Source organism: Kitasatospora sp. NBC_00374 (assembly GCF_041434935.1).
In the GTDB taxonomy this organism is placed as follows: Bacteria; Actinomycetota; Actinomycetes; order Streptomycetales; family Streptomycetaceae; genus Kitasatospora.
Genome location: NZ_CP107964.1, coordinates 1,351,763 through 1,373,197, shown reverse-complemented (window position 1 = coordinate 1,373,197; position 21,435 = coordinate 1,351,763). Strand labels below are relative to the sequence as shown.

Sequence of the window (21,435 nt, the reverse complement as noted above, 5' to 3'; positions counted from 1 at the left end):
CGCCCCGCCACGCCGCGTCACCCGGGTGGACCTATGGTGGTCAAAGGGACGAACCGGAAATCCTGGAGGTGGGCGCGATGACAGTTGCGGAGAACGCCGGACGGCCCCGGGGCCCGGCCCATAAGAAGCCGGGCCCGATGAAGCGGTTCACCACCATGCTGCGCCACACCCCGGTGCTGGCCGTGGTGTTCTGGCTGGGCCTGGCCATCGGCATGACGGCCGTGGTCGTCCAGCTGGACAACCCGGTGGCGCTGGCCGTGACGAGCGCGATCTGGCTGGTGACGGTGGTGCTGACGATCGGCTGGATGGTCGGTCACCCGCATCTCGACCAGCAGCGCCGCCCCGCCTGAGCACGCTGCTCAGCGCCCCAGCCAGACGGTGGTCAGGTTGCAGAACTCCCGGATCCCGTGCGCGGACAGTTCCCGCCCGTACCCGGAGCGCTTGACCCCGCCGAACGGGAAGGCGGGGTGGGAGGCGGTCATGCCGTTGAAGAACACCCCGCCCGCCCGCAGGTCCCGGACGCAGCGCTGCTGCTCGGCCGCGTCGGTGGTCCAGACGTTGGAGCTCAGCCCGAACGGCGAGTCGTTGGCCAGCACCAGCGCCTCGTCCAGGTCCTCCGCCCGGTACAGCGTGGCGACCGGTCCGAACGCCTCCTCGTGGTGGATCCGCATCTCGGGCGTCACCCCGCTCAGCACGGTCGGCCGGTAGTACCAGCCGCCGTCCAGGCCTTCGGGCCGCTGCCCGCCGCACTCCACCACCGCGCCCCGGTCGACCGCGTCCTGCACCAGCTCCTCCAGGTCCGTCCGGCCCTGACGGGTCGCCAGCGGGCCGACCTCGGTCTCCTCCTGCTGCGGGTCGCCCACCCGCAGCTGCCGCATCCGGTCGGTGAACGCGGCCGCGAACGCGGGGTACACCTCCGCGTGCGCGATGAAGCGCTTGGCCGCGATGCACGACTGTCCGTTGTTCTGCACCCGGGCGGTCACCGCCCACTTCACGGCCGACGGCAGGTCGGCCGAGGGCAGCACCACGAACGGGTCGCTGCCGCCCAGCTCCAGCACGGTCTTCTTCACCTCGTCCCCGGCCGTCGCCGCCACCGCCCGCCCGGCGCCCTCGCTGCCGGTCAGTGTCACCGCGGCCACCCGCCGGTCCCGGACCACGCCCTCCACCGCGGCCGACTCGATCAGCAGGGTCTGGAAACAGCCGGCCGGGAAGCCCGCCCGGGCGAACAGCTCCTCCAGGAACAGCGCGGTCCGCGGCACGTTCGAGGCGTGCTTGAGCAGCCCGACGTTGCCCGCCATCAGGGCCGGTGCGGCGAACCTGACCACCTGCCAGAGCGGGAAGTTCCACGGCATCACCGCCAGCACCACCCCGAGCGGCCGGTAGCGGACGTACACGGCCGAGGCGCCCGAGTCCTCGACGTCCGCCTGCTCCGGATGCTCGTCGGCCAGCAGACCCTGCGCCCGGTCCGCGTACCAGCGCATCGCCTTGGCGCACTTGGCCGCCTCGGCGCGGGCCGCCCCGATCGGCTTGCCCATCTCGGTGGTCATCGTCCGCGCGATGGACTCCCGCTCCTCGTCCAGCACGTCGGCGGCGCGGTGCAGCAGCGCGGCGCGCTCGGCGAAGCCGGTGGTCCGGTACTCCTCGAAGGCGGCCTCGGCGCGGGCCAGCCGCGCCTCCAGCTCCGCGTGCTCCAGCGGCGGGAAGGTCTCCAGGGTCTCCCCGGTGGCCGGGTTGACGGTGGCGATGGGCATGGGGGTCACTCCTCGGTCCTGGCGCGGTCTGCCGACCGGCGCCGGTGGCGGGGCCGGCGGCCGGCCGGCTGGGTGGGGGCGGGCTGATCCGGCAGCGGCGGAACCGGCCGGCGCACGGGCGCGTCCCGGGCCACGGTGAACGGTTCCCCGTGGTGCCACAGCTCCAGGTCGGCGCCCTCCAACAGGGTGTAGACGGCCTCGGCGGCGGTGGTCTCCACCCGCAGCGTGCGGCGCTGGAACTGCACGGTGAACGCCAGCGCGGCCAGCCGGTCGGGCAGCCTGGGCGCGAACGCGAGGGTGTCCCCGCGGTGCCGCAGCCCGCCGAACCCGGCCACCAGGGCCAGCCAGGTCCCGGCCAGGGCCGCCAGCCGCAGACCGTCCCGCAGGTCGTGCACGGTGCCGTCCAGGTCCAGCAGCGCGGTCTCGTCCAGGTAGTCGTACGCGAGGTCGAGATGCCCGGTCTCGGCCGCCAGCACCGCCTGGACCCCGGCCGCGATCGGCGAGTCCCGGACGGTCAGCTCCTCGTAGTAGGCGAAGTCCCGGGCCTTCTGGGCCGGCCCGAAGGCCTCACCGCGCCGGTACAGCGCCAGCACGAGATCCGGCTGCTGCACCACCTGGCGGCGCTGCACCTGGAAGTACGGGTGATGCGGCAGCAGCGGGTACTCGCCGGGCCCGGTGGCGGCGAAGTCCCACCGCTCGTGCCGGGTGAAACCGGCCGCCTGCTCGTGCACGCCGAGCCGCTCGTCGAACGGCACCGCCAGGTGCAGCGCGGCGTCGCGCCAGGCGGCGGTCTCCTCGTCACTGACACCGAGGGCCACCGCCAGGTCGGCGTTGCGCTCGGCCGCGTCGGCGGCGGCCCGCAGGTTCTGCTGCGCCATCAGGTTGGTGTACAGGTTGTCGTCCGCGCCGCCGCTGTACTCGTCCGGCCCGGTCACCCCGTCCAGGTGGAACGTCCCCTCCGGGTCGTGGTGGCCGAGCGAGCGCCACAACCGGGCGGTGTGGACGAGCAGTTCGAGACCGGCCTCGCGGTCCAGCACCAGGTCGTCGGTGGCCGCCGTGTAGTGCACCACCGCGTCGGCGATCCCGGCGTTCACATGGAACGCGGCCGCGCCGGTCGGCCAGTGCGCCGGGCACGCCTCGCCGTCGATCGTCCGGCACGGGAAGGCCGCGCCCTCCAGCCCGAGCCACCGGGCCCGCCGGCGCGCGGCCGGCAGCGTGCTGTGCCGCCAGCGCAGCGCCTGCGCGACCAGCTGCGGAGCGGTGTACGTGAGCACCGGCAGCACATGGGTCTCGGTGTCCCAGAAACAGTGCCCGTCGAGGCCCGGACCGGTCAGGCCCTTCGCGGGGATCGCCCGCTGCTCGGCCCGCGCCCCCGCCTGGAAGAGCTGGAACAGCGCGAACCGGACGGCCTGCTGGATCTCCAGGTCGCCCTCCAGCTCCACGTCGGCCCGGCGCCAGAACCTGGTCAGCACGTCCCGCTGCTCCGCGGCCAGGGCGGCCCAGCCGGTGGCGGCCGCCCGGGCCAGCGCCGCGTCGACCTGGCTGCGGACGGCATGCCGCGAGCGGACCGCCGACCAGCCGTGCGCGACCAGCTTCTCCAGCCGCAGCGCCTGGCCGGCCCGCAGCGACGCCGTCACGGTGAAACGGGCCAGGTCGGGGCTCCGGTCGACGGCGGTGTCGGTGCCCTCGGGTCCGGTGACGGTGTGCTCCGCGGCCAGCGCGATCCGCTGGCCGCCGTGGCGGGTGCGGTGCAGCAGGTGCAGCCGGCTGCCCCGGGCGGCGGCCTCCTCGGGCTCCAGGGCGTCCGAGGCGGCGAGGAGTTCGGACTGCAGCACGATCCGGGCGGGCCCGTCGACCGGCTCCACCCGGTAGGCGAGCGCGCCGATCGCCCGCTGGCTGAGCGAGACCAGCCGCGAGGAGCCGATCCGGACCGTCCGGCCGGAGGGCGCGGTCCACTCGACCGTGCGGTCGAGGACGCCGGTGCGCAGGTCCAGGCTGCGACGGTGGCTGTGCAGCCGGCCGTAGCGCAGGTCGAAGGGCTCGTCGTCGACCAGCAGCCGCACCAGCCGGCCGTCCGGGACGTCCACCACCCGCTGGCCCCGCTCCCCGGCGGGCCCCGTCACCGGCTCGAACACGCCGTTGAGGTAGCTGCCCGGCAGACCGGCCGGTTCGCCCTCGTCGAGCGTGCCGCGCCAGCCGAGGTGGCCGTTGGAGAGCGCGAACAGCGACTCGCTCTGGGCCAGCACGTCGAGGTCGAGCGCACTCTCGCGGAGGCACCAGGCATCGACGGGGTACGCGGGGTGCATGATCACTCCACCGCACCTCCCGCGGTCGTCGGCGGACAGGCCATACGACCACCCTCCCCCGGATCGGCCCCGGGCGCCTGTACGACGCGCCGCCCGGGGCCGGTCGGGGCGCCGCGTCAGCCGGCGATCACCGGGTAGTGGTCCGAGAGGTCGCTGTAGGTGTAGCTGGTGCCCCAGCTGCTGACCGTCCACGGCGCGCTGCGGAAGCGGTGCACCTCGTTGGTGTACTGCTGCGGGCGGGCGTGGTCGGCCCGGTAGAGCACGTAGTCCAGGTCCTCCTTGGGCTCGCCCGGGTAGCGGTAGGCGGCGATGGAGTTGTCGACCGTGTCGAAGGAGTTCGTCCAGCCGGTCCGCTGGGTGGCGGGGGCCAGGTTGCCGTTGGCCAGCAGCGCCGGGTACTCCGAGTCGTGCGAGTTGACGTTGAGGTCGCCGGCCAGCACGATCGGCTCGTTCGCCGGGATCTGCTTGGCGTCCAGGAAGGCCCGCATGGCGTTCAGCTGGGCCGCCCGGACGGTGGCCGGCTGGCCGCTGGAGCAGCCCGAGTCGGTGGACTGCAGGTGGGTGCCGACCACGTGGGTGCGCAGCCCGTCGACGTTCAGCACCGCGTACACGAAGCCCTTGTTGGACCACCAGTCGGCGCCGCACGCGTCCTTGAACACGTACTGCTCCTTGCGCAGGATCGGCCACTTGCTGAACAGCGTGACGCCGCCGTCCTCGGGGGTGGTCGAGCTGTAGCTGCCGCCGGTGGCGTCCCAGCCGCTCCTGGAACGGCCGACCACCGGGGTCTGGTACGGGTACGCCGCGGCGGCCTTGGCGGCGAGCGCGTCGGAGGCGGCGTTGTCGAAGTCCTCCTGGAGCACCACCACGTCGTGGCCCTGGAAGAAGTCCGCCGTCGCGATCGCCTGGGCGCGGTGGTCCTGGCCCCAGTTCGGGTAGAGGCTCTTGCTCATCAGGAAGACGTTGTACGTCAGCACGTCGAGCGGCGGGGCGGTCAGCGGCGCGCTCTCGGTGGTCGCCGCGGACGCGGGGGCGGCGGCCAGCGGGGCGAGCAGCGCCGCCGCCGTGCAGACGGCGGCGGCCAGACGGTGGGTGCGACGGCCGGTAGGCAGGGGCATCAAGGCTCCGCGAGGTGAGGGTGGGGCTCGTCGGGCGACGAGGTGTTGTGTAGTCAACTCGCGTTGTTCCACGTCCTTCAAGACGCCGGTCGAGCATCAGGTGAACTCGGCCGAAACAGACCTACTCGGCAGTAGCGCCCGCGGTGGCGGACATCGGCGCGGCCCCGAACCGGTCGGTCACCAACCGTTCCGCCCACCGGCCGAGCGCCTCGCCGACCGGCGGCCGCACCAGCCCGGCCGCGGCGGCCAGCCGGTCGGCGGAGGCGGTGTCGTAGCGGTCCTCCGAGAGGAAGGAGAGCGACTCCCGGTCCGCGCCGGTGAGGGCCCGCGGCAGCCGCCGCACCAGCCCGACCGGCACGGTCAGCCGGGGCGCGTCGAGGCCCAGCGCGTGGGCGACCAGCGCGATCAGCTCCGGCAGCGACGGGGTGTCCGGGTCCAGCACGGTGTGCAGCGCGAGCGGCTCCTCGTCGTACCGGGGCACCGCCGCGAGGAAGGCGGCGAGGTGGTCGACGGTCACCACCGGGACGAAGGTGCGGCGGTTGCCCGGTACGGCCGGAAGGTTCCCCGACCACAGCTGCTCGACCATCGGGGCCAGACCGATGTACTGGCCGGACTCGCCGGTGCGCGAGTGTCCGATCACCACCGCCGGGTTGACCACCGTCAGCGGGACGCCGAGCCCCGGCGCCAGCGCGCGGACGGCCCGGTCGCCCTCCGCCTTCGAGGCCTCGTACGCGCCGAGCGTGCGGTAGGGGTCGCGGCGGGGCGGGCGGCCGGGCTCCTGGCCGCGGCCGACCCGGTACCCCGAGACGTGCACCAGACGGCGCAGCGCGCGGCGGTCGGCGGCCCAGTGCAGCGCGTGCACCGCGCCGTCGACGTTGGCCGCCCGGGCCTCCTCCCGGCCGAGGCCGAAGCGGTAGACGGCGGCCAGGTTGTGGACGTCCCGGACGTCGGCGAGCAGCGCGTCGTCGGCGGGGGAGAGGCCCAGACCGGGGCGGGTGATGTCGGTGGCCACGGTGGTCAGGCCGGAGTCCGAGACGCCGTGCTCGCGCAGCCAGCGCCGGAGTTCGCCGTCGCGCCCGGCGGCGCCACCCCGGACGCCGACGGCGACCGGCTCGCCGTGGCGCAGCAGTTCCAGGACGAGCCAGCGCCCGATAAAGCCGGTGGCGCCGAGGACGAGGGTGCGGGGCGTGGGCATGGTGGGGCTCCTTTGATGGACCGGTCTACATATTCTGAGGGCGGAGTGGGCCCGCGAGGGGCCCGGCCCGTGGCTGCGGGATTCAGTGCAGGAGGAGCTCGGCGGTGCGGGCGGCGCGGTCCAGCGGGGTACGGCTGCGCTGCACCCGGGCGAGCAGCAGGGCGCCCTCGATCAGGGCGAGCGCGGCCTCGGCCGCGGCCTCGGCGGCGGGCCGGTCGCGGCCCTCGTGCGCCAGCCGGTCGGCCAGCGCCCGCTGCCAGCCGCCGTAGGCGTCCGCGCAGATCCGGCGCAGCCCCTCGTTGCCCGCGGCGACCTCCAGGGCGACGGTGGCCAGCGGGCAGCCCTGGCTGTACCCGGACTGCTCCATCCGCTCGCCGAACAGGTCCAGCAGGCCGCGGACCACCTCGACGGCCGTCAGCTCCCCGCCGCACATGCTGTCGATCAGGACCCCGACCTCGCGGCCGGCCTCGGCCAGGGCCTGGCCGACCAGCTGGTCCTTGCCGGCCGGGAAGTGGAAGTAGAGCGAGCCGCGCGGGGCGCCGCTCTCGGCCAGGATCTGGTTCAGCCCCGTGCCGGCGTACCCCTGGGCCTCGATCAGCACCCGGGTCGCCCGGACCAGCCGGGCCCTGGTCTCCTCGCCTTTTGCTCCCATGGCGGAAACACTAGACCGGTCGACATATTCGTGTCCAGTGCGCCCGGGCTCACCGTCCGGCGCCGGCCGGGCCGGACGGGCCGGACGGGACCCGCGCCGCCTCGTCCGGCGTGATCAGCGTCCGTGCCGCCGCCGAGCGGCTCAGCAGCACGATCCCCGCCAGGACCAGCACGCCCCCGCCGATCTCCGGCACCAGCCACCACCCGCCCCGCAGCCGCTCCCCGAACAGGGCCACCCCGAGCGCCACGCTCGTGCAGGCGTCGCCCAGCGTGAGGGCGGGCTGGGAGAACGTCAGCGGCCCCGACTGGAGCGCGTTCTCCAGCAGGAACAGGGCAACGACGCCGACCACCGCGAAGCCGTACGTCTGCCAGACCGAGAAGAACCCCGCGATCCCGTCGGACTGCCACGTCTGGGCCGCCGACTTCAGCAGCGCCGCCGTCAGTGCGTAACAGAGCGCCGCGGCCAGGGCCAGGCAGGCCGCCCGGGCGGCCCCGGGTCGGCGCCGCACGGCGGTGGCGGTGAGCGCCGCCGCCGCGCCGAGACAGCACGCGAGCGCCACCAGCCACCGCGTCATCGGCGCCTCGGTCCCCCCGGGGGTGGGGGCGGCCGCGAAGAGGGCCACCCCCAGGCCGACCGTGACGAACCCCGCCGCCTTCCACACGTCCGGCGGGAGCCGGCGGTGCAGGATCGCCGCGGCGAGCAGCAGGGCGAAGGGCAGTTCGAGGACGAAGACCGGCTGCACCACCGACAGTGGCCCGTTCGCCAGCGCCAGCGCCTGGAGGCAGGCCGCCGCGCCCACCGCCGCCATGCCGCCGAGCCAGACCCGCTGGCGCACCAGCCCGGCCATCAGGCCGCGCCCGAGCCGGCCGCGCATCGGCACCCGCTGTGCGGCCTTGCGCTGCAGCACCGTGGCGAGCGCGTTGCTGCCCGTGGTGAGCAGGGCGAACAGCACGGCGAGGGGGGTGTGCACGGGCGCCTCCTGCGGCGGGCTCCGGCCTCCGCGGCCGCTCACCCCATCCTGCGGTCGGTGCCGCCCGGGAGCGGGGAGCAGCGCGGCGACACCTCGGCGGATCCCCTGGCAACGGTCCTGGGGGCGCGGCCGTTCCCCGACGGGCATTTAAGTGATATCACTATGCTAGTTTCGTGCCTACGCACCGGATCGAAGGAGCAGACCCGCCATGGCCGCACAGTCAGCCGACCCCGCCACTCCCGTCGCCGCCTCGGACGGCTTCGCCGTCGAGATGCCCGCACCCAAGGTCACCGAGCGGGTGATCGTCGGTGCGCCGGGCCTGCCCATGCTCGCCCTGACCCTGCTCCTGGTCTTCGGGGGCATCGGCCTCACGATCGCGGGCGGCGTCATCCAGGCCGACCAGGCGTCCGCGCTCGGCGCCACCCTCCTCATCGCCGGCCCGCTCGCGTTCGTGGCCGGTCTGGTGACGTCCTTCGGCCTCACCGCGGTCGCCCCGGGCCAGGCCAGGGTGGTGCAGCTGCTCGGCCGCTACCGCGGCACCGTCCGGGCGGACGGCCTGACCTGGCTGAACCCGTTCACCAGCCGTCGCCTGATCTCCACCCGGATCCGCAACCACGAGACCGAGACCGCGAAGGTCAACGACGCGGACGGCAACCCGATTCAGATAGCCGCCGTCGTGGTCTGGCAGGTCGAGGACACTGCCAAGGCCGTCTACGAGGTCGACGACTACGTCGAGTTCGTCGCCATCCAGACCGAGACCGCCGTCCGGCACATCGCCAACAGCTACCCCTACGACGCGCACGCCGAGGGACAGATGTCGCTGCGCGACAGCGCCGACGAGATCACCCGCACCCTGTCCGCCGAGATCGACGCCCGGGTCGCGTCCGCGGGTGTGCGGGTGGTCGAGTCGCGGATCACCCGCCTCGCCTACGCACCCGAGGTCGCCCAGGTCATGTTGCAGCGTCAGCAGGCCGGCGCGGTCGTCGCGGCCCGGCGTCTGATCGTCGAAGGCGCGGTCGGCATGGTGAACCTCGCCCTGGAGAGGCTCGCCGAGGAGAATGTCGTCGAGCTGGACGAGGAGCGCAAGGCCGCGATGGTCAGCAACCTCCTGGTCGTGCTCTGCGGCGATCGCGGCACCCAGCCCGTGGTCAACACCGGCTCGCTGTACCAGTAGGAGAGGTAGCCAGGTGGCGACGGAGCGCAAGAAGATCCTGCTGCGACTCGACCCGGCCGTTCACGACGCCCTCGCCCGCTGGGCCGCGGACGAACTGCGGAGCACCAACGCCCAGATCGAGTTCCTGCTCCGCCGGGCACTCACCGAGGGCGGCCGGATGCCGGGCGGCGTCACCCGAATCCCCGGCCGCGGGCGGCCACCGAAGGACCCCGAGCCCGGGCCGCCCCCGGACGACCTCCCGTAGGACCGGCCGCGGCCTGTCCGCGCGCCCCGCGGGCCGACGTGTGACCTGGGGCGGCCCGGGTAGGCGCGTGCGCCGAGGGCCCCGCGGCCGCGAGGCCCGCCGTACGTCCCCGAGGAGTGAGGAGCACACCGTGAACGGTTGCCAGGAACGCAGCCCCGCGGCGCAGCGCACCGCCGAGCAGCAGTCCGCCCGCCAGGGCCTCGCCGACCGCCGGGACGGGCCGGAGCGCACCGTCGAACACCGGAACGCCCCCGACGTGAGCGACCACGACCGCCTCGCCGACGCCGAGTCCTACGCGGTGCTGGGCGAGGACTGACCGCGCGGACGCGTGCAGAGCTGCGGAGTGCGGAGTGCGGGACGTCGACCGGGCTGCCGAGCGGGGAGCGGCGCAGCGCCCGCCCGTCGCTCCCGGGCCGCCCGTCCGCCCGTTCTCGGTCCGCCCGGTCGACGGCGGGCGGATCTCCTGCGACTGCGGCACGCTGTTGGACAAGGGGCACCGCAAGCCCGGGGCGCACGCCGAGGCCCGCGAGGAGAGAGTCGCCATGGAGCCGCCGGCCCGACCGCAGGCGCCGACGGCGGTGCCGGGCGCGTCCCGGCGGCCGCTGGCGGTCCTCGACGAGCTCGGTGTGGCGGCGGTGGTGATCGACGAGCGCGGGCGGATCGTGCTGTGGAGCCCGCAGGCGGAGCGGCTGTTCGGCTACACCCCCGAGGACGTACTCGGCCGCAGCGCGATCAAACTGCTTGCCGTGGACCGCGACACCGCCGAGGTGGCCCGGCTGTTCGACGTGGTCATGCGCGGCGAGGGCCACTGGGCGGGGGGCTTCCCCATCCGGGGCAAGGACGGCGGCACCACGCTGGCGGAGGTCCGCGCGATGCGGCTGCGCGACGAGCACGGCCGCGTGTTCGCCCTCGGGCTGGTCGCGGACCGGGCGGCGGCCGTCCGGCTGGAACGGGACCTGGCGCTGTCCGGCCGGCTGGTCTCGCAGACGCCGGTCGGCCTCGCCGTGCTGGACACCGATCTGCGCTGTGTGGCCGTCAACCCGGCCCTCGCCGCGATGAACCGCAGCTCCGCGGACCGGCACCTCGGGCGCAGCGGCGCCGACGCGCTGCCGTTCCTCGACCCCGAGGAGTTCCGGGCCACCGCGACCGAGGTGCTCGCCACCGGTCAGCCGGTCGTCGACCGGAAGGCGACCGCGCGGGCCCGGGCCGACGGGTCCGGCCCCCAGGCCTGGTCGGCCTCCTTCTACCGGCTCGACGACGCCCAGGGCACGGTGCTCGGCCTGGCCGTCTCGGTCGTCGACGCGAGCGAGCGCCACCGGGAGCACCTCGAACTCGAACGCAGCCGCCGCAGGCTCGCACTGGTCGCGGACGCCTCCCTGAACATCGGCACCACCCTCAACCTGGAGCACACCGCCGAGGAACTGGCCCAACTGTGCGTCCCGGTCGTCGCGGACATCGCCGCGGTGGACGTCATCGACGCCCTGCTCCCCGGGCACCGGCGCTCCGAGGTCGCGGCCGGGGCGACCTGCTTCCGCGCGCTCGCCGTGGCCTCCGACCGGGCCGGCCCCGCGACGGTGGCCGCCGACCGGCCCGGCGAGGCCGCCGAGTACGGCGAGGACCGCCTGGTGACGCAGTGCGCCCGCACCGGCCGGCCGGTCCATCTGCGGACGGTCGGCCCGGAGGACCTCCCCCGGATCGCCCGGAGTGCCGAGGCGGCAGCCCTGCTCGCGGAGGCGGGTGTGCACTCGTATCTGGCCGTGCCGCTGATCGCCCGGGGCGAGGTGCTCGGGGTCCTCGACCTCAAGCGGGCCGAGAACCCCGACCCGATCGACGAGGACGACGTGCTGCTCGCGACCGAACTGGCCGCCCGCGCGGCGGTGTCCATCGACAACGCCCGCTGGTACCAGCGGGCCCGCAACACCGCCGTGGCCCTGCAGCGCGGGCTGCTGCCCAGCCCCGCCGCCGCCCGCCCGGGGCTGGAGATCGCCTACCGTTACCAGCCCGCCGACGAGGCGGACGAGGTGGGCGGCGACTGGTTCGACGTCATCCCGCTGCCCGAGGACCGGACGGCGCTGGCCGTGGGCGACGTGATGGGCAGCGGCATCGAGGCGGCCACCACCATGGGACGGCTGCGGACCGCCGCGTCCACCCTGGCCGGGCTGGGGCTGCCGCCGGCCCGGCTGCTGCACCACCTCGACCGGATCACCGAGGGCCTCGGCCCGCAGATCGCCACCTCGCTCTACGGGATCTTCGACCCGGGCAGCGGCGAACTGCGGCTGGCCGACGCGGGCCACCCGCCGCCGGTCGTCCTCGGGCCCGGGCGCGGCCCGGAACTGCTCGACGTCGAACCGGGGGTCCCGCTCGGCGTGGGAGGCGGCGACTACCGGACGCTCACCACCCGGCTGCGGCCCGGTGACACGGTGGTGATGTACACCGACGGCCTGGTCGAGAGCCGGGTGGAGGACATCGACGAGGGGCTGCGCTCCCTGCTCGACCTGCTCCGCGACCTCGTGGCCGCGCCCCTGCCCGAGCTCTGCGACCGTCTGATGGGCCGGCTCCGCAACCGCCGGCACTCGGACGACGTGACCGTCCTCGCGGTCCGTGTCGCGCCACCGGCCGCCTGACCGGCCCGCCGCAGACCTCGGAGCACCGGTCGACCGGTCCGGGCCGCGTCAGATCGCGAGCAGGTCGCTCAGGTCGTCCGCGTGTTCTTCCTCCTCCTCCAGGATCGACTCGATCAGCCGCCGGGTCGTCGGGTCGTGGTCCCCGACCCAGCGGGCGATCTCCTGGTAGGTCGAGATCACGATCCGCTCGGCCAGCAGGTTGTGCTCCAGCATGGCCTTGAGGTCCTTCTCGTCCGGCGCCGTGTAGTCGGTGTGGGAGCGCCGGGCGAGCGTCGCCGGGTCGAAGTCGGGCTGCCCGCCGAGCTGCGAGACGCGTTCCGCGGCGCGCAGCGCGTGCTGCATCTCCGCGGCGGCGTGCTCGGTGAACTCGGCCGCGACCTGGGAGCGGTCGATGCCCGTGGCGGAGATCGCGTGCCGGGTGTAGCGCAGCCAGCACACCACCTCGGTCGCCACGACGTCGTTGAGGACGGCGATCACCTTCTCGGTGTCCAGACCGTAGGTCCCGGTGACCGGGCCCCGGGACATCTTCCGCAAGGCCTCCTCGCGGATCCTGCTGACATCGAGGACGAAGTCGTCGGTGGTCATGCGTACTCCCATGCGTGGATCGGCCGGTTCGCTCCGGCACGCCTTCCACGCCGGCCCGCCGCGCATGCGTGGCGCCGCCCGGCGACACCGGTTCGCAGTACGCGGCGGGCCGGCCGGACGCGGCGTCAGCCCACGCCCTGCGAGGCCCAGAAGTCGCCGCGGGCCAGCACGGTGGTGTCGCTGTTGTCGGTGAAGAAGCCGTCCACGCCCAGCTCGTACAGCCGCTTGGCCCAGCCGATCGCGTCGCCGTAGGCGGCCGGGTCGGTGCCGCGGCGGAAGTCGGCGGGCAGGAAGCCGTTCTCGTTGCGGACGGTGTACGGGTGCAGCACCAGCCTGGCCCGGTGGGCGTCGGCGACCAGGGTGGTGGGCCGGGTGAGCCGGCCGGTGGCGGGGTCGGTCGGGGCGATCAGCTCGGTGGTGGGGCCGAGGCCGTGCGAGAAGCCGGCCAGCCAGCGCAGCCCGTCGGGCTTGACCAGGTCGGCGACGGTCCGGGTGTCGCCGGCGAGCACGAAGTCGTACGGGCGGGTGGTGGCGCCGCTCAGCAGCTGGATCCGGGGGTTGCCGACCAGCTTCGCCAGCCGCTGGAGGCTGCTGGGCTCGAAGGACTGCAGGATCGCCCGGCCCTGACGGCCCGCCAGGCCGGCCCGGCGCAGCTCGTCCGCCAGCCGCTCCTCCAGGGGCAGCCCGATCGAGCGGAAGTAGCTGGGGTGCTTGGTCTCGACGTACAGCCAGACGTCCCGGCCGAGGGTGCGGGAGCGGCGCGCGGCGAACTCGGTGACCTCGCGGAAGGTGGGGATCGGCCAGCGGCCGTCGTACAGGGTGTTGCGCTGGCGCTGCTGCGGCAGCCGCTCCTTGGCGCGCAGGGTGCGCAGCTCGGCGAGGGTGAAGTCCTCGGTGAACCACCCGGTCAGGGCCACGCCGTCGACCGTCCTGGTGGTCCTGCGGGTCGCGAACTCCGGGTGGTCGGCGACGTCGGTGGTCTCCGCGATGTTGTTCTCGTGCCGGACCACCAGGTGGCCGTCCCTGGTGGGGACGAGATCCTGCTCGATGACGTCGGCGCCCAGCTCCAGGGCCAGTTCGTACGAGCCGAGGGTGTGCTCTGGGCGGTAGCCGCTGGCGCCGCGGTGGGCGACGACCAGCGGGTGCGGGAGCCGGTCGAGCCCGGTGCCGGTGCGGACCGGCGGGCGGGTGCCGGTGGCCGCCCGCGCGTCGGCGGGGCCGCTGTCGAGGTCCTCGGCGGCGGCCTCCGTGACACCGGTGGCGCCCAGTGCGGCGACCCCGAGGCTGACGGCCCCGGTGGCGCGCAGGAACGAGCGGCGGGAGGAGTTCTCCTCGGTCGGACGGTTCGTCATGTGCTGCTCTCCCTGCTGGCGGGCCCGGCGCATTCCGTCCCGCACCCTAGGGCGTACGGCCCCACCGGCCGGTGAACCGCGGGCGAACCGGTCACCAACCGGTGCCAAATGCATGACAACCCGTCAAGCCGGTCGGCGCGCGTCAGGCCGGGGCTGCCCCGGGCCGGCGGCGGCGGGACGCCAGCCCCACCGCGACCGCCAGTCCCACCGCGCCGGCGGCACCGACCAGCAGCCCGGCGACGAGGACCACGAACGGCGCCGGCAGCGTGCCGATGCCGCCCGAGCTCCAGACCAGGCGCTGCCGCACGTCGGTACCGGCGACGGTCCCCAGGCGCCCGGTGTCGTAGTACCGGGAGTCCAGGGAGTCGGGCCGGTTGTCGCCCAGCAGGAAGAGCCGGCCCTCGGGCACCTTGGTGGCCGCGACCGGCTTGCCCCGGTCGGTTGCCGTGACATAGGGCTCCGGCACCGTCCGGCCGTCCAGCTGCAGGTACCCGGCCGCGTCGCTGGACAGCTCGTCACCGCCCACCCCGACCACCCGCTTGACCACCATCCCCGGCCCGATCGGGTCGGGCGCGGTGAGCATGACGATGTCGCCGCGCCGCACCTCGCCGGGGTCGACGACCTCCAGCACCAGGTTGTCGCCCTTGTGCAGGGTGGGCTCCATCGAGGTGCCGACCACCCGGCTCACCCGGTAGTGGTCGAACACGACGGCCACCGCGCCGATCATCAGCAGCACTCCCAGCGCCAGCACGGCGAGCGCCGCCCAGATCCCGGTCCGCCGTCCGCCCGCTGCCGTCCGCGCCGGTTGAGCTGTCTGCGCCGCCTGTGCCATGCCCGTCCGTCCTGTCGCCGGCCCGACCACCCGGTCGGATCGGCACATCGTACGGACGGCCTGCGAGCGGTCGCCGACCCAGCCCCGCCGGTGCGCGGACCGAGTCGCAGCCCGCTCGGGACCGCCCGCCCGTCCAGGCCCCCGTTCCCGTCCAGGCCCGCCGAGACCCGTCCGGGCCCCGGGCCCGGGCACGGCCGCCCGGTGTACGTTGGGCAGCCATGAACGATCTTCATGCTCCGCCCGCCGCCCCGCTCACCGTGGCGGCGGGCCAGGCCGGCTGCGCCGCGCTGGACATCGCCGCCAACGTCGCCACCGCCGCCGACCTGCTGCGCCGCGCCGCCGACCGGGGCGCCGACCTGCTCGTCCTGCCCGAACTGTTCCTCACCGGGTACGAACTCGCCGGCATCGTCGCCGACCCCGCCACCCACACGGTGAGCCCGGCGGACCCGCGGCTGGACCCGCTCGCCGCCGCCTGCGCCGAGACCCGCACCGCCGTCGTCGCCGGCGCCCCCACCCGGGACCCCGGCACGGGTGAGCTGCGCATCTCCGTCCTGGTCCTGGGCCGTGACGGACGCTTCGCCGTCCAGTACGACAAGCAGCACGTCACCCCCGACGAGCGCGCCGCCGGCCTCACCCCCGGCACCCGCGGCTGCACCCTGACGCTGGACACCTGGCGCCTCGGCCTCGGCATCTGCTGGGACATGGGCTACCCCGAACACGCCCGCGCCGCCGCCCTCGACGGTGCCCACGCCTACCTGGTCGGAGCGATGCTCGGCCGCGGCAGCGGCGAACACCAGCGGGCCACGGTCTTCCCCGCCCGCGCCCTGGACAACACCAGCTACGCCCTGCTGGCCAACCACAGTGCGCCCAGCGGCGCCTACCACGGCTGCGGCGGCAGCGCCGCCTGGAACCCGGACGGCACCCTGCTGGCCGACGCGGGCACCGCCGACCCCGGCCTGGCCGTCGCCACGCTCGACCCCGGAGTGCTGGCGCGGGCCCGCGCCGAGGACCCGGTCCTGGTCGACCCGTCGCTCAGCGCCCCGGTCCACCCGCGCGCGGCCGCCGTCCTCGCCTGACACCGGCCCGGCCCGCCTCGGCCCGCCACGCCCCGGCCCGCCCCGACGCACCGTCAGCGCGCCGGGGCGAGCCGCCGGACGGCCAGTGCCGCCAGTGCCGTCCCGACCGCCATGACGCCCCACAGCACGCCCGGCCCGACCGCCAGCAGCCCCGTCAGCGCGGCCGGCGCCGCCGCCCGGCCGAGACCGGTGGACAGCTCCCAGCGGGCCAGCGCGCGGCCGAGCAGCTGCGGCGGCGCCGAGGCCACCACCAGCGCCGTCCCCGACCCCGCGTACAGGATCTCGCCGACGGTGTAGAGCACCGAGACCCCCGCCACCGCCGCGGCGCCCGCCGTCCCGCCGAGGCCGCCCGCCGCCCAGAACCCCAGGTACGCGACCGCCAGCAGCCATCCCGCCCAGCCGAACACCGTCCGCCGCGGATACCGGGACAGCCGGACCACCAGTGCCACCTGAAGGGTGATCACCAGCACGGTGTTCCCGACGAAGATCCCGGACGGCCACCCGGGCGAGGCGTGCAGACCGGTCACCAGCAGGGCGGGCAGCGCCACCTCCAGCACGTCGAAGCAGAACGCGTACGGCAGGTTGGCGACGCTCAACGCGCCGAGCCACGCCGTGCCGTCCGGCTGCGCCCCGGCCACCCGCGCCCCGGCCACCCGCGCCGCCGGCACCCGCGCCGCCGACACCCGCATCGACCCCACCAGGGCGGCGGCCGTCAGACAGGCCGCGCCCGTCACCAGCGCGAGCACCCGCAGGGCGCCCGCGCCGCCCGAGAGCACCACCGTGGCGATCAGCGCCCCGACGCCGAGCCCGGCATTGCGCAGCGACCGGCCGGCGGCCAGCGCCGCGTCCCGGACCCGGCCGGTCACCAGCGTCGCGACGAACGCCGCGTGCGTGGTCGGCCAGGACTGACTGCCCACGCCCAGCAGCACCGCGGCCACCGTGAAACCGCCCGCACCGTGCCCCGCCAGCAGCACCCCCACACCGGCCGCCCTGACCACGAGGGTCGCCGCCACCGGCAGGCTCCGGGCACCCCGGTCGATCCACCGGCCGGTCAGCGGCACCACCGCCAGCCCCGCCAGCATGCCCAGCGAGAGCGCCAGCCCGGCGCGTCCCACCCCCATCCCCAGCACGCCCACGCCGTACAGCAGCAGGAACGGCCGCAGCAGCCCCGCCCCCACCGCGTCCACCACCAGCGCCGCCGCGTACCGCCGTCCACCCGCAGCACCCAGCGAGCGCAGGGTGCCGGGCGGTCGGCCCGGGCCGGGCGCCAGCGGCCTCTCCTCGATCGTCGTCATGGCGGTGACCCTGTGCCGGCACCGCGGCGCCGGGCACGCGGATTGACCGGATCCGTCAACCCACGCCGGTGCGGTACGGGCCTGCTGGCATGATCGACCGGGTGAGCCTGACCATCGACATCACCGGACTGCCGCCGGAACGGCTGCGGTTCACGCCGTCGCCGCTCGCCGAACTGACCGCCATGCTGCACGTCCTCGCCGAGCCCGCCCACCACCCGGACCTGCACGGCTGGGCGGCGGCCACCACCGCGGCGATCAGCCCCGAACTGGCCGAACGGCTCCAGGAGGCCGACTTCCTCTGGCGCTCCTCCCGCGCCGACTTCCTGCTGCCCGGCCGACCCGGTGCGAACCTCGCCCAGGAGCTCGACGCCGTCGACCGCCTCGACGACGAGCAGTACACGTCCGCCGCCCTGATCGCCACCTGCGGCTCCTCCCGGCTCGCCATCCGGGCGGCCGCGCCGCCGGCCGACCCGGTGGCCCGCGAACGGGCCCGCGAACTGGCGCTCGCCCGCGGCCCGCGCCAGGCGGCCTTCGCCGAACGGCTGTTCAGCGACCCGCCCGCCGTCCGGGCCAGGGTCCGGCGCCTGCTGGAGGACTGCGACCAGGCGTTCTTCGCCGAAGCCTGGCGCGAGGTCCTGCCCGCCCTGGCCACCGACGCCCGTCACAAGGCCGACCTGCTGGCCCGCCACGGCCCCGCCGAGGCACTGGCCGCGATCTCACCCGCCGTCAGCCTCCAGGACACCGGAGCGCGCGGGCAGCGCATCGTCGTCGACAAACTGCAGGACAACACCGCCAGCGCGGTCGGGCACGGCGGCATCACCTTCATCCCCACCGCCTTCGGCCGCCCGCACCTGGTCGCGGTGTACGCCCACGGCCTACGGCCGGTGATGCAGTACCCGGTCGCCGAACCGGGCCTGCCCGAACCGGTCTCCCTGGCCCTCGTCCAGCAGCGCCTGGAGGCGCTCGCCCACCCCGTCCGGCTGCGCCTCGCCCGCACCATGGCCCGGGGCGCGCACACCACCGGCGAACTGGCCGCGGCCTGGCAGCTCACCGCCCCGGAGGTCTCCCGCCATCTCGCGGTGCTCCGCAGGGCCGGCCTGCTCACCACCCGCCGCCGCGGCCGCTACCTGCTCCACCAGCTCGACCTGACCGCCGGCGCCAGACTCGGCGCGGACCTGCTGGAGGCGATGCTGCGGTAACCGCCGCCCGGCCGAACCGTCAGTCCCCGCGGGCGGAGTGACGAGAACCCGGACCCGGTGGGCACGGCATGGCGGCCACCGGGGCCGACCTGATCGCGGGGTGCCCGCACCATGCGGTCCCGGCACCAGGTGTCGTCCCCGTCGGGGTCTGCGCCACCTCAATAGCTAAACCATCGACATATATAAATCATTGATCTATGCTCGCGATATGGCAGACCGTCAACTTCAGGAACCAGCACGTCTCGTGCTCACCGCGCTGGCCGACACGCCCCGGCACGGCTACGCGATCGTCCAGGAAGTCCTGGCGATCTCCGAAGGCCGGACCAAACTGCTCACCGGCACCCTCTACACGGCGCTGGACCGCCTGCTCCAGCAGGGGCTCATCCGGATCGACCGCGAGGAGGTCGTGTCCGGACGGCTGCGCCGCAGCTTCGCGCTGACCGAGCAGGGCCGGGAGACACTGACCAACGAGACGGAACGGCTGCGCGCCGGCGTGGCCGAGGCCGAGCGTCGGCTCGCCCTCGGCGGCCTCCGGGCGAAGCTCCAGGCGAACAGGGGGACGGCATGACCGACTCGCGCATCTCCGCTCCCGCCCTGCTGCGACGGCTCCCCCTGAACAGCCTCTACCCGGCCAAGTACCGCGCCGCGCACGGCGAGGAGATCACCGCCGTCTTCGCCGAAGCCGTCCGGCACGCCGACCGGCGCACCACCCTGCGCGAGTGGGCCGCCCTCGCCGCACACGCCGTGCGGCTGCGCACCCGGCTCAGCTCGCGCGACCCCGCAGGCAGGATCATCGCCGGCGCCGCGCCGTTCCTGCTGGCCGGCGGGGCGGCCCTGAGCCTGGTCCATCTGCTGATCGGACTCTTCCTGCCCGACCCCTACCTGGGCTGGGGGAACCCCGCCGCCCGGACCGCGGTGAGCGCCGCGCAGACTGCTCCCTGGGTCCTCGCCCTGCTGTGCGCCGCCCTCGGCCGCTGGGCTCCGGCCCGAGCCCTCGTCCTGGTGGCCGTCGTGGCCCGGATCGGCGTCGCCGTGGCCGCGCAGTTCCACCCGAGTACGGCGTTCACCCAGTACGCGGACCTGCTCGGGCTCTGGGTCGTCATGGGTGTCCTGGTGCTGGTCGCACCGCCCGACGCCGTCGACGTCTCCCCGCGAGGCCGTTCCTGGGCGGTGGCCTGTGCGCTCGCCATCGCGCTGCCGATGAGCGGCCTCGCCGTCCTCTGGATCGGCACCTGGCCCGCCGACTACGGCAACGTCGTGTTCCCGCCCTCCGTCCAGGTCCCGCTCGACGCCTCCACCGCCTGGCCGGCCCTCGTGGTGACCCTCGCCTACCTCCTGCACCTCGGGAGTCCCAACACCGACCGCCTGCGGGCCGGCGGTATCGCGCTGGCCGTCCTCCCCTGGACGGTCATGGTCGCCCCGCCCCTCTACAGGAGCGCCCCGATCGACGCCCACGACCTGCTCCGCAACAGCGGCGTAGTCCTCGCCTTCCTGGCCGTGGCCACCGCCGTCGGCATCCTGCGCCGCACCAGTCGGCGACCCCACCTCGCCGCACCAGCTCAACCGGGAGTGTCCGATTCACCTGCGTAGCCCGAGGTGACGAGGCACTGCGCTGGTCTGCCCGACACGGACCGCAAGACCTGGACGCACCGGCGGACTGGCGGTCCTCACGTCTTCGAGGGCCGCCGGTCCGTCGGCCACCAGTGGTCAAGTGACCAGGAAACCTGCACCGCTGATTGATCGGGCAGTCCCCACATTCAGCGGCCCCGAGGGTGAGGACGCTGGTGGCGGGTGGTCAACGTACCCGCCGCAGCGGCATCTGTCCGCCGTTTCACTGTCCGAGGTATCTGGCGATGTCGAGCACGGTCGCGCCGATGACCAGTGGTCTGCCCTTGGGGGTATTGATCTCGAGTGTGAGCTTGCCCTGCCCGTCGAAGCTGACGTTGTTGGTGACGCCGTCACCGGTAGGTACGAAGAAGGGCCACACGCCGGCCGCCGCCTTGGCCTTGAGCGCCTGCTGGTCGTCGGCGGAGAATGCGGCGTCCGAGCTGACTTTGCAAGTAACGTTGTCCGCCACCAGCAGGGATGCAACCGCTCGCAGGAGCCGCCCACTCCCTTCGGCGAACATGTCGTGCCAGTTCGGGTGACAGTTCTGCACCCATGGCGGACCGACGTGATTTGCGTAGGCTGAATGAAGCAGGCCTGAGTCGTACCATTCACTGTCAGGAATGGCCGTCCATGTCGTGTACCTTCCCAGGGTGACACTGGCGGTTACCGCACTCGTGGCGAACTTCACGGTGGTGGCGTCGAACCACTGGGCGCCTGTCCACAGTCCGGAGAGGTGGGCATTCACACCTCTTGCCCAGGTGTCGGAGACGTCGGAGGCCGCCGTTGTGCTGCTGAACGAGAGATTGACGGGTTGCGAGCCGGCGAGCCTGGCCTGCAGTTCTTTGATGCCGCCTTTGTAGTGTGCAGGCACTGCAGGGGGCCCCTGGTAGGTGCGGAGCAGCTTCTGCAGATCGGTCAACTGGGCGATGTTGGTCAGGTCCGAGGCGCCGATGCTTGCTACGTCAGGGTGGTGCTGCAAGGCCCACTGCTGGAACAGGTCAGGCAGTTCATCGTCGCTCGGCGGCGGGATCACCGTGTTGAGATAGGCGATCCACTCCTTGTAGACGTCCGGGCCGATGTCCTCTTCGAAGGTGCTCTGCCTGGACAGCACTTCGATCACGGACGCGTACTCGCCGAAGAATGAGGCGCAGTCCACGATCTTCCAGTTGTAGGTGAGAGATGCGGGCGGGACCGTGTTCTCGTACGCCCACAGCGCGGCGTCGGAGAGTTCGAGCAGTGGTACGGGTTGGATGAGCTGGGCGGTCGACTTATCGGCGGCCAGGCCCTTCAGCATGGTGTTGTACCAGCGATTCTGGAGCCCGGTCATGGAGTTGGGTGGTGGCGGCGGCACCACTGGCATGGTGCTGTCCTTTCTTCGAGGCTCGCTGTTCAGGACCGGACAGGCCTGTCGGCCGGTGGTCAGCTGATCACCGGCCGACGGGTCTACCTGGTTACCG

The 21,435-nt window shown here is 74.2% G+C and carries 20 protein-coding genes; 9 read left to right on the top strand and 11 right to left on the bottom strand.

The window, feature by feature from the left end; genetic code table 11:
• Nucleotides 1-137 precede the first annotated feature (137 nt).
• The gene (locus OG871_RS06260; protein WP_371494822.1) at nt 138-350 is read left to right on the top strand and encodes a hypothetical protein; all 213 of its coding nucleotides are present in this window, start codon (nt 138-140) and stop codon (nt 348-350) included.
• Between the two features lie 9 nt (nt 351-359).
• Here OG871_RS06260 and OG871_RS06255 read toward each other — a convergent pair whose 3' ends face one another.
• The 6 genes from OG871_RS06255 to OG871_RS06230 form a co-directional block, all read right to left on the bottom strand.
• Entirely contained in the window at nt 360-1,751 is a 1,392-nt protein-coding gene (locus OG871_RS06255; protein ID WP_371494820.1) for an NADP-dependent succinic semialdehyde dehydrogenase, read from the bottom strand.
• A gap of 5 nt (nt 1,752-1,756) precedes the next feature.
• The gene (locus tag OG871_RS06250; RefSeq protein WP_371494819.1) at nt 1,757-4,063 is read right to left on the bottom strand and encodes a glycoside hydrolase family 65 protein; all 2,307 of its coding nucleotides are present in this window, start codon (nt 4,061-4,063) and stop codon (nt 1,757-1,759) included.
• Between the two features lie 110 nt (nt 4,064-4,173).
• Nucleotides 4,174-5,172, bottom strand: coding sequence for a sphingomyelin phosphodiesterase (sph, locus tag OG871_RS06245; RefSeq protein ID WP_371494817.1), 999 nt, complete (start codon nt 5,170-5,172; stop codon nt 4,174-4,176).
• A gap of 121 nt (nt 5,173-5,293) precedes the next feature.
• Nucleotides 5,294-6,367 (bottom strand): SDR family oxidoreductase, encoded by a 1,074-nt coding sequence (locus OG871_RS06240; protein ID WP_371494815.1) that lies wholly within the window; start codon nt 6,365-6,367, stop codon nt 5,294-5,296.
• Between the two features lie 82 nt (nt 6,368-6,449).
• Nucleotides 6,450-7,019, bottom strand: a complete 570-nt coding sequence (locus tag OG871_RS06235; protein ID WP_371494813.1) for a TetR/AcrR family transcriptional regulator — start codon at nt 7,017-7,019, stop codon at nt 6,450-6,452.
• A 49-nt stretch (nt 7,020-7,068) separates the two neighbouring features.
• Nucleotides 7,069-7,989, bottom strand: coding sequence for a DMT family transporter (locus OG871_RS06230; RefSeq protein ID WP_371494810.1), 921 nt, complete (start codon nt 7,987-7,989; stop codon nt 7,069-7,071).
• 208 nt (nt 7,990-8,197) lie between these two features.
• On the opposite strand from OG871_RS06230, the gene OG871_RS06225 reads away from it, so the two are divergent.
• The 4 genes from OG871_RS06225 to OG871_RS06210 all read left to right on the top strand — a co-directional run bounded on the left by OG871_RS06225 (nt 8,198) and on the right by OG871_RS06210 (nt 12,031).
• Complete coding sequence (locus OG871_RS06225) at nt 8,198-9,163, top strand: SPFH domain-containing protein (protein ID WP_371494809.1); 966 nt, start codon at nt 8,198-8,200, stop codon at nt 9,161-9,163.
• Nucleotides 9,164-9,176: 13 nt separating this feature from the next.
• Nucleotides 9,177-9,407, top strand: coding sequence for a hypothetical protein (locus OG871_RS06220; RefSeq protein ID WP_371494807.1), 231 nt, complete (start codon nt 9,177-9,179; stop codon nt 9,405-9,407).
• Nucleotides 9,408-9,537: 130 nt separating this feature from the next.
• Nucleotides 9,538-9,723 carry a hypothetical protein gene (locus tag OG871_RS06215; RefSeq protein ID WP_371494804.1) on the top strand — a complete coding sequence of 62 codons (186 nt, stop codon included), beginning with the start codon at nt 9,538-9,540 and terminating at the stop codon, nt 9,721-9,723.
• Nucleotides 9,724-9,949: 226 nt separating this feature from the next.
• Nucleotides 9,950-12,031 carry a SpoIIE family protein phosphatase gene (locus OG871_RS06210; protein ID WP_371503225.1) on the top strand — a complete coding sequence of 694 codons (2,082 nt, stop codon included), beginning with the start codon at nt 9,950-9,952 and terminating at the stop codon, nt 12,029-12,031.
• A 48-nt stretch (nt 12,032-12,079) separates the two neighbouring features.
• On the opposite strand, the gene OG871_RS06205 is transcribed toward OG871_RS06210, so the two are convergent.
• From OG871_RS06205 to lepB, 3 genes are all read right to left on the bottom strand, one after another.
• Entirely contained in the window at nt 12,080-12,616 is a 537-nt protein-coding gene (locus OG871_RS06205; RefSeq protein ID WP_371494801.1) for a ferritin-like domain-containing protein, read from the bottom strand.
• A gap of 125 nt (nt 12,617-12,741) precedes the next feature.
• A complete protein-coding gene (locus tag OG871_RS06200) occupies nt 12,742-13,968 on the bottom strand; it encodes a glycerophosphodiester phosphodiesterase (protein WP_371494799.1) in 1,227 nt (408 codons plus the stop codon).
• 142 nt (nt 13,969-14,110) lie between these two features.
• The gene (gene lepB / locus OG871_RS06195; protein WP_371494797.1) at nt 14,111-14,800 is read right to left on the bottom strand and encodes a signal peptidase I; all 690 of its coding nucleotides are present in this window, start codon (nt 14,798-14,800) and stop codon (nt 14,111-14,113) included.
• Between the two features lie 218 nt (nt 14,801-15,018).
• Between lepB and OG871_RS06190 the strand changes: the two genes are divergently transcribed.
• Nucleotides 15,019-15,876 carry a carbon-nitrogen hydrolase family protein gene (locus OG871_RS06190; protein ID WP_371494795.1) on the top strand — a complete coding sequence of 286 codons (858 nt, stop codon included), beginning with the start codon at nt 15,019-15,021 and terminating at the stop codon, nt 15,874-15,876.
• Nucleotides 15,877-15,929: 53 nt separating this feature from the next.
• On the opposite strand, the gene OG871_RS06185 is transcribed toward OG871_RS06190, so the two are convergent.
• A complete protein-coding gene (locus tag OG871_RS06185) occupies nt 15,930-17,171 on the bottom strand; it encodes an MFS transporter (protein ID WP_371494793.1) in 1,242 nt (413 codons plus the stop codon).
• Nucleotides 17,172-17,272: 101 nt separating this feature from the next.
• Here OG871_RS06185 and OG871_RS06180 point away from each other — a divergent pair, with 101 nt between their 5' ends.
• From OG871_RS06180 to OG871_RS06170, 3 genes are all read left to right on the top strand, one after another.
• Nucleotides 17,273-18,370 (top strand): DUF5937 family protein, encoded by a 1,098-nt coding sequence (locus OG871_RS06180; RefSeq protein ID WP_371494791.1) that lies wholly within the window; start codon nt 17,273-17,275, stop codon nt 18,368-18,370.
• Between the two features lie 208 nt (nt 18,371-18,578).
• Nucleotides 18,579-18,938: a PadR family transcriptional regulator gene (locus OG871_RS06175; protein WP_371494789.1), complete on the top strand. Its 360-nt coding sequence runs from the start codon at nt 18,579-18,581 to the stop codon at nt 18,936-18,938.
• On the top strand, nt 18,935-19,960 hold the full coding sequence (locus OG871_RS06170) for a hypothetical protein (RefSeq protein ID WP_371494787.1): 1,026 nt from the start codon (nt 18,935-18,937) through the stop codon (nt 19,958-19,960). The genes OG871_RS06175 and OG871_RS06170 overlap by 4 nt, the downstream gene beginning before the upstream one ends.
• A 241-nt stretch (nt 19,961-20,201) precedes the next feature.
• On the opposite strand, the gene OG871_RS06165 is transcribed toward OG871_RS06170, so the two are convergent.
• Entirely contained in the window at nt 20,202-21,338 is a 1,137-nt protein-coding gene (locus OG871_RS06165) for a hypothetical protein (protein ID WP_371494786.1), read from the bottom strand.
• Nucleotides 21,339-21,435 lie beyond the last annotated feature (97 nt).

Bases quoted from the DNA above. Each gene is read 5' to 3' on its own strand.
- OG871_RS06260 (WP_371494822.1), top strand. From the start codon at position 138: ATGAAGCGGTTCACCACCATGCTGCGCCACACCCCGGTGCTGGCCGTG.
- OG871_RS06255 (WP_371494820.1), bottom strand. From the start codon at position 1,751: ATGCCCATCGCCACCGTCAACCCGGCCACCGGGGAGACCCTGGAGACC.
- sph (WP_371494817.1), bottom strand. From the start codon at position 5,172: ATGCCCCTGCCTACCGGCCGTCGCACCCACCGTCTGGCCGCCGCCGTC.
- OG871_RS06240 (WP_371494815.1), bottom strand. From the start codon at position 6,367: ATGCCCACGCCCCGCACCCTCGTCCTCGGCGCCACCGGCTTTATCGGG.
- OG871_RS06235 (WP_371494813.1), bottom strand. From the start codon at position 7,019: ATGGGAGCAAAAGGCGAGGAGACCAGGGCCCGGCTGGTCCGGGCGACC.
- OG871_RS06225 (WP_371494809.1), top strand. From the start codon at position 8,198: ATGGCCGCACAGTCAGCCGACCCCGCCACTCCCGTCGCCGCCTCGGAC.
- OG871_RS06210 (WP_371503225.1), top strand. From the start codon at position 9,950: ATGGAGCCGCCGGCCCGACCGCAGGCGCCGACGGCGGTGCCGGGCGCG.
- OG871_RS06205 (WP_371494801.1), bottom strand. From the start codon at position 12,616: ATGACCACCGACGACTTCGTCCTCGATGTCAGCAGGATCCGCGAGGAG.
- OG871_RS06200 (WP_371494799.1), bottom strand. From the start codon at position 13,968: ATGACGAACCGTCCGACCGAGGAGAACTCCTCCCGCCGCTCGTTCCTG.
- lepB (WP_371494797.1), bottom strand. From the start codon at position 14,800: ATGGCACAGGCGGCGCAGACAGCTCAACCGGCGCGGACGGCAGCGGGC.
- OG871_RS06190 (WP_371494795.1), top strand. From the start codon at position 15,019: ATGAACGATCTTCATGCTCCGCCCGCCGCCCCGCTCACCGTGGCGGCG.
- OG871_RS06185 (WP_371494793.1), bottom strand. From the start codon at position 17,171: ATGACGACGATCGAGGAGAGGCCGCTGGCGCCCGGCCCGGGCCGACCG.
- OG871_RS06175 (WP_371494789.1), top strand. From the start codon at position 18,579: ATGGCAGACCGTCAACTTCAGGAACCAGCACGTCTCGTGCTCACCGCG.
- OG871_RS06170 (WP_371494787.1), top strand. From the start codon at position 18,935: ATGACCGACTCGCGCATCTCCGCTCCCGCCCTGCTGCGACGGCTCCCC.
- OG871_RS06165 (WP_371494786.1), bottom strand. From the start codon at position 21,338: ATGCCAGTGGTGCCGCCGCCACCACCCAACTCCATGACCGGGCTCCAG.